The organism is Micromonospora sp. DT233 (genome assembly GCF_049841815.1).
Taxonomy (GTDB): Bacteria; Actinomycetota; Actinomycetes; order Mycobacteriales; family Micromonosporaceae; genus Micromonospora.
Genome location: NZ_JBNCLB010000028.1, coordinates 1 through 5,384, shown reverse-complemented (window position 1 = coordinate 5,384; position 5,384 = coordinate 1). Strand labels below are relative to the sequence as shown.

At 57.5% G+C, this 5,384-nt stretch carries 3 rRNA genes; all 3 read left to right on the top strand.

Going from position 1 to position 5,384, the window contains the following annotated elements:
- Window positions 1-168: 168 nt before the first annotated feature.
- The 3 genes from ACLQ2V_RS28005 (at window position 169) to rrf (ending at window position 5,376) form a co-directional block, all read left to right on the top strand.
- Window positions 169-1,685: ribosomal RNA gene (locus ACLQ2V_RS28005) — 16S ribosomal RNA — on the top strand.
- A gap of 382 nt (window positions 1,686-2,067) precedes the next feature.
- Window positions 2,068-5,177: ribosomal RNA gene (locus ACLQ2V_RS28000) — 23S ribosomal RNA — on the top strand.
- 82 nt (window positions 5,178-5,259) lie between these two features.
- Window positions 5,260-5,376, top strand: a 5S ribosomal RNA gene (gene rrf / locus ACLQ2V_RS27995).
- Together the 16S, 23S and 5S rRNA genes form the textbook arrangement of a ribosomal RNA operon.
- The last annotated feature ends 8 nt before the right edge of the window (window positions 5,377-5,384 follow it).

Genomic DNA, 5,384 nt, shown 5'->3' with positions numbered 1-5,384 from the left:
GGGGGTTTCGGATGGTGTGTGGTTGTTCTTTGAGAACTCAACAGGGTGCTTGATAAGCCAGTGCCAATTATGATTTATACCCCGCGCTGGCCGGGCCTTCGTGGTCTGGTTGGTGGGGATTCCTTTGGCAACATTAGTTTGTTGCTGGGACAGTTTTTCAACAGGTTTTTGTTGGAGAGTTTGATCCTGGCTCAGGACGAACGCTGGCGGCGTGCTTAACACATGCAAGTCGAGCGGAAAGGCCCTTCGGGGTACTCGAGCGGCGAACGGGTGAGTAACACGTGAGCAACCTGCCCTAGGCTTTGGGATAACCCTCGGAAACGGGGGCTAATACCGAATATTACTTCTGGTCGCATGACTGGTGGTGGAAAGTTTTTCGGCCTGGGATGGGCTCGCGGCCTATCAGCTTGTTGGTGGGGTGATGGCCTACCAAGGCGACGACGGGTAGCCGGCCTGAGAGGGCGACCGGCCACACTGGGACTGAGACACGGCCCAGACTCCTACGGGAGGCAGCAGTGGGGAATATTGCACAATGGGCGGAAGCCTGATGCAGCGACGCCGCGTGAGGGATGACGGCCTTCGGGTTGTAAACCTCTTTCAGCAGGGACGAAGCGCAAGTGACGGTACCTGCAGAAGAAGCACCGGCCAACTACGTGCCAGCAGCCGCGGTAAGACGTAGGGTGCGAGCGTTGTCCGGATTTATTGGGCGTAAAGAGCTCGTAGGCGGCTTGTCGCGTCGACCGTGAAAACTTGGGGCTCAACCCCAAGCCTGCGGTCGATACGGGCAGGCTAGAGTTCGGTAGGGGAGACTGGAATTCCTGGTGTAGCGGTGAAATGCGCAGATATCAGGAGGAACACCGATGGCGAAGGCAGGTCTCTGGGCCGATACTGACGCTGAGGAGCGAAAGCGTGGGGAGCGAACAGGATTAGATACCCTGGTAGTCCACGCTGTAAACGTTGGGCGCTAGGTGTGGGGGGCCTCTCCGGTTTCCTGTGCCGCAGCTAACGCATTAAGCGCCCCGCCTGGGGAGTACGGCCGCAAGGCTAAAACTCAAAGGAATTGACGGGGGCCCGCACAAGCGGCGGAGCATGCGGATTAATTCGATGCAACGCGAAGAACCTTACCTGGGTTTGACATGGCCGCAAAACTCGCAGAGATGTGAGGTCCTTCGGGGGCGGTCACAGGTGGTGCATGGCTGTCGTCAGCTCGTGTCGTGAGATGTTGGGTTAAGTCCCGCAACGAGCGCAACCCTCGTTCGATGTTGCCAGCGCGTTATGGCGGGGACTCATCGAAGACTGCCGGGGTCAACTCGGAGGAAGGTGGGGATGACGTCAAGTCATCATGCCCCTTATGTCCAGGGCTTCACGCATGCTACAATGGCCGGTACAATGGGCTGCGATACCGTGAGGTGGAGCGAATCCCAAAAAGCCGGTCTCAGTTCGGATCGGGGTCTGCAACTCGACCCCGTGAAGTCGGAGTCGCTAGTAATCGCAGATCAGCAACGCTGCGGTGAATACGTTCCCGGGCCTTGTACACACCGCCCGTCACGTCACGAAAGTCGGCAACACCCGAAGCCGGTGGCCCAACCCCTTGTGGGAGGGAGCCGTCGAAGGTGGGGCTGGCGATTGGGACGAAGTCGTAACAAGGTAGCCGTACCGGAAGGTGCGGCTGGATCACCTCCTTTCTAAGGAGCACCATCCGTTGAAAGACGGTATGGAGCCCGCGACCTCCGAGTGTGGGGTTGGGGTGCTCAGATGGCGGAGACACTGGTGAGTTTTTCCCTGGCAACGGCTGGGGGCGTCTAGTACAGCCGCTCTTCTTCGGGAGTGTGGTGGGAACGATTGCTCTTGGTGCGGCTGGGGGAGTACGGATAGCACCCTGTTGGGTCCTGAAGGAACAACCGTTGGTTGTTGTTTCAGTGGCCGTTCCGGAGCTTCGGGCTTCGGGTGGTTGCCAGGCATGGCCTGGTCTCGCATACCGCCGGCGGTGGTCGGGTTTGGTGTGGGGCTGTGGGTTGTGGGTTGGTCGTTTGTTGAGAATTGCACAGTGGACGCGAGCATCTTTGTGGTCAAGTTGTCAAGGGCGAACGGTGGATGCCTTGGCACCAGGAGCCGATGAAGGACGTGGGAGGCCGCGATAGGCCTGGGGGAGCTGTCAACCAAGCTGTGATCCCAGGGTGTCCGAATGGGGAAACCTGGCACCAGTCATGTGGTGTCACCCGCACCTGAATACATAGGGTGTGTGGGGGGAACGCGGGGAAGTGAAACATCTCAGTACCCGTAGGAAGAGAAAACAATTTAGTGATTCCGTGAGTAGTGGCGAGCGAAAGCGGATTGAGGCTAAACCGGTTGCGTGTGATACCTGTCAGGGGTTGCGTGGTCGGGGTTGTGGGACCCTGCTGGACATGCTGACACGTGTTCAAGGAGTTATAAAATCAGTGGCTAGTCGAACAGTCTGGAATGGCTGACCGTAGACGGTGAGAGTCCGGTAGGTGAAAGTTGCTGATCTTCTGTGGGTGTTCCCGAGTAGCGGCGGACCCCTGTAATCTGCCGTGAATCTGCCAGGACCACCTGGTAAGCCTAAATACTTCCTGGTGACCGATAGCGGACAAGTACCGTGAGGGAATGGTGAAAAGTACCCCGGGAGGGGAGTGAAATAGTACCTGAAACCGTTCGCCTACAATCCGTCGGAGCCTTGCGGGGTGACGGCGTGCCTTTTGAAGAATGAGCCTGCGAGTTAGTGGCATGTGGCGAGGTTAACCCGTGTGGGGGAGCCGTAGCGAAAGCGAGTCTGAATAGGGCTATTCAGTCGCGTGTCCTAGACCCGAAGCGGAGTGATCTAGCCATGGGCAGGCTGAAGCGCGGGTAAGACCGTGTGGAGGGCCGAACCCACCAACGTTGAAAAGTTGGGGGATGACCTGTGGTTAGGGGTGAAAGGCCAATCAAACTCCGTGATAGCTGGTTCTCCCCGAAATGCATTTAGGTGCAGCGTCGCGTGTTTCTTGCCGGAGGTAGAGCACTGGATGGTCTAGGGGGCCCACAAGCTTACCGAAATCAGCCAAACTCCGAATGCCGGTAAGTGAGAGCGCGGCAGTGAGACTGCGGGGGATAAGCTTCGTAGTCGAGAGGGAAACAGCCCAGATCACCAGCTAAGGCCCCTAAGCGTGTGCTAAGTGGAAAAGGATGTGGGGTCGCATAGACAACCAGGAGGTTGGCTTAGAAGCAGCCATCCTTTAAAGAGTGCGTAATAGCTCACTGGTCAAGTGGTTCCGCGCCGACAATGTAGCGGGGCTCAAGCACACCGCCGAAGCTGTGGCATTCACATTTTAACCTCGCTTGGACTTGATTCCTTGTGCAGGTGTGTGGATGGGTAGGGGAGCGTCGTGCCGGGGGTGAAGCAGCGGGGTGACCCAGTTGTGGACGCGGCACGAGTGAGAATGCAGGCATGAGTAGCGAAAGAAGGGTGAGAAACCCTTCCGCCGGATGACCAAGGGTTCCAGGGCCAGGCTAATCCGCCCTGGGTGAGTCGGGACCTAAGGCGAGGCCGAGAGGCGTAGTCGATGGACAACGGGTTGATATTCCCGTACCCGCGAAAGAGCGTCCCTGATGAATCTCGTTGTGCTAACCACCCGAACTGTGGGCGGTCTTCGGACCAAACATGGGGAGCGTGGGAACCTGGCGGGTAGTAGTCAAGCGATGGGGTGACGCAGGAAGGTAGCTGAGCCCGGCCGGTGGTTGTGCCGGGGTAAGCGTGTAGGCCGTACCGTAGGCAAATCCGCGGTGCTATAGGCTGAGACGTGATGCCGAGCCGATTCAGGTGAAGTCAGTGATCCTATGCTGCCGAGAAAAGCCTCTAGCGAGTTCTTAGCGGCCCGTACCCCAAACCGACACAGGTGGTCAGGTAGAGAATACCGAGGCGATCGGGCGAACTGTGGTTAAGGAACTCGGCAAATTGCCCCCGTAACTTAGGGAGAAGGGGGGCCGGAGACGTGAAGCCCCTTGCGGGTGGAGCGTTGTATGGCCGCAGAGAGCAGGGGGAAGCGACTGTTTACTAAAAACACAGGTCCATGCGAAGAAGTAATTCGATGTATATGGACTGACGCCTGCCCGGTGCTGGAACGTTAAGGGGACCTGTTAGCTCTTCGGGGCGAAGCGGAGAACTTAAGCGCCAGTAAACGGCGGTGGTAACTATAACCATCCTAAGGTAGCGAAATTCCTTGTCGGGTAAGTTCCGACCTGCACGAATGGCGTAACGACTTCCCCACTGTCTCAACCACAGGCCCGGCGAAATTGCATTACGAGTAAAGATGCTCGTTACGCGCGGCAGGACGGAAAGACCCCGGGACCTTTACTATAGCTTGACATTGGTATCCGAATTAGCTTGTGTAGGATAGGTGGGAGCCGGTGAAGCCCTTACGCCAGTATGGGTGGAGGCAATCTTGAAATACCACTCTGGTTGATTTGGGTATCTAACTTCGGGCCGTTATCCGGTTCAGGGACAGTGTCTGGTGGGTAGTTTAACTGGGGCGGTTGCCTCCTAAAAGGTAACGGAGGCGCCCAAAGGTTCCCTCAGCCTGGTTGGCAATCAGGTGTTGAGTGCAAGTGCACAAGGGAGCTTGACTGTGAGACTGACAGGTCGAGCAGGGACGAAAGTCGGGACTAGTGATCCGGCACTTGCGTGTGGAAGCGGTGTCGCTCAACGGATAAAAGGTACCCCGGGGATAACAGGCTGATCTTCCCCAAGAGTCCATATCGACGGGATGGTTTGGCACCTCGATGTCGGCTCGTCGCATCCTGGGGCTGTAGCAGGTCCCAAGGGTTGGGCTGTTCGCCCATTAAAGCGGTACGCGAGCTGGGTTTAGAACGTCGTGAGACAGTTCGGTCCCTATCCGCCGTGCGCGTAGGATACTTGAGAAGGGCTGTCCCTAGTACGAGAGGACCGGGACGGACGAACCTCTGGTGTGCCAGTTGTCCTGCCAAGGGCACGGCTGGTTAGCTACGTTCGGAAGGGATAACCGCTGAAAGCATCTAAGCGGGAAGCCTGCTTCAAGATGAGGTATCCCGCCCACCTTTGGTGGGGTAAGGCCCCCAGCTAGACGACTGGGTTGATAGGCCGGAAATGTAAGCTCGGTAACGGGTTGAGTTGACCGGTACTAATAGGCCGAGGACTTGACTACGAAGCTGCTACGCGTCCACTGTGCAACTCCCGACAAACGAACAGCAGACCCGTGTGGGTGTTGTTTGATATGTCGATAGAGTTACGGCGGTCATGGCGGAGGGGAAACGCCCGGTTACATTCCGAACCCGGAAGCTAAGCCCTCCAGCGCCGATGGTACTGCACTCGTGAGGGTGTGGGAGAGTAGGACACCGCCGGACATTCTTTC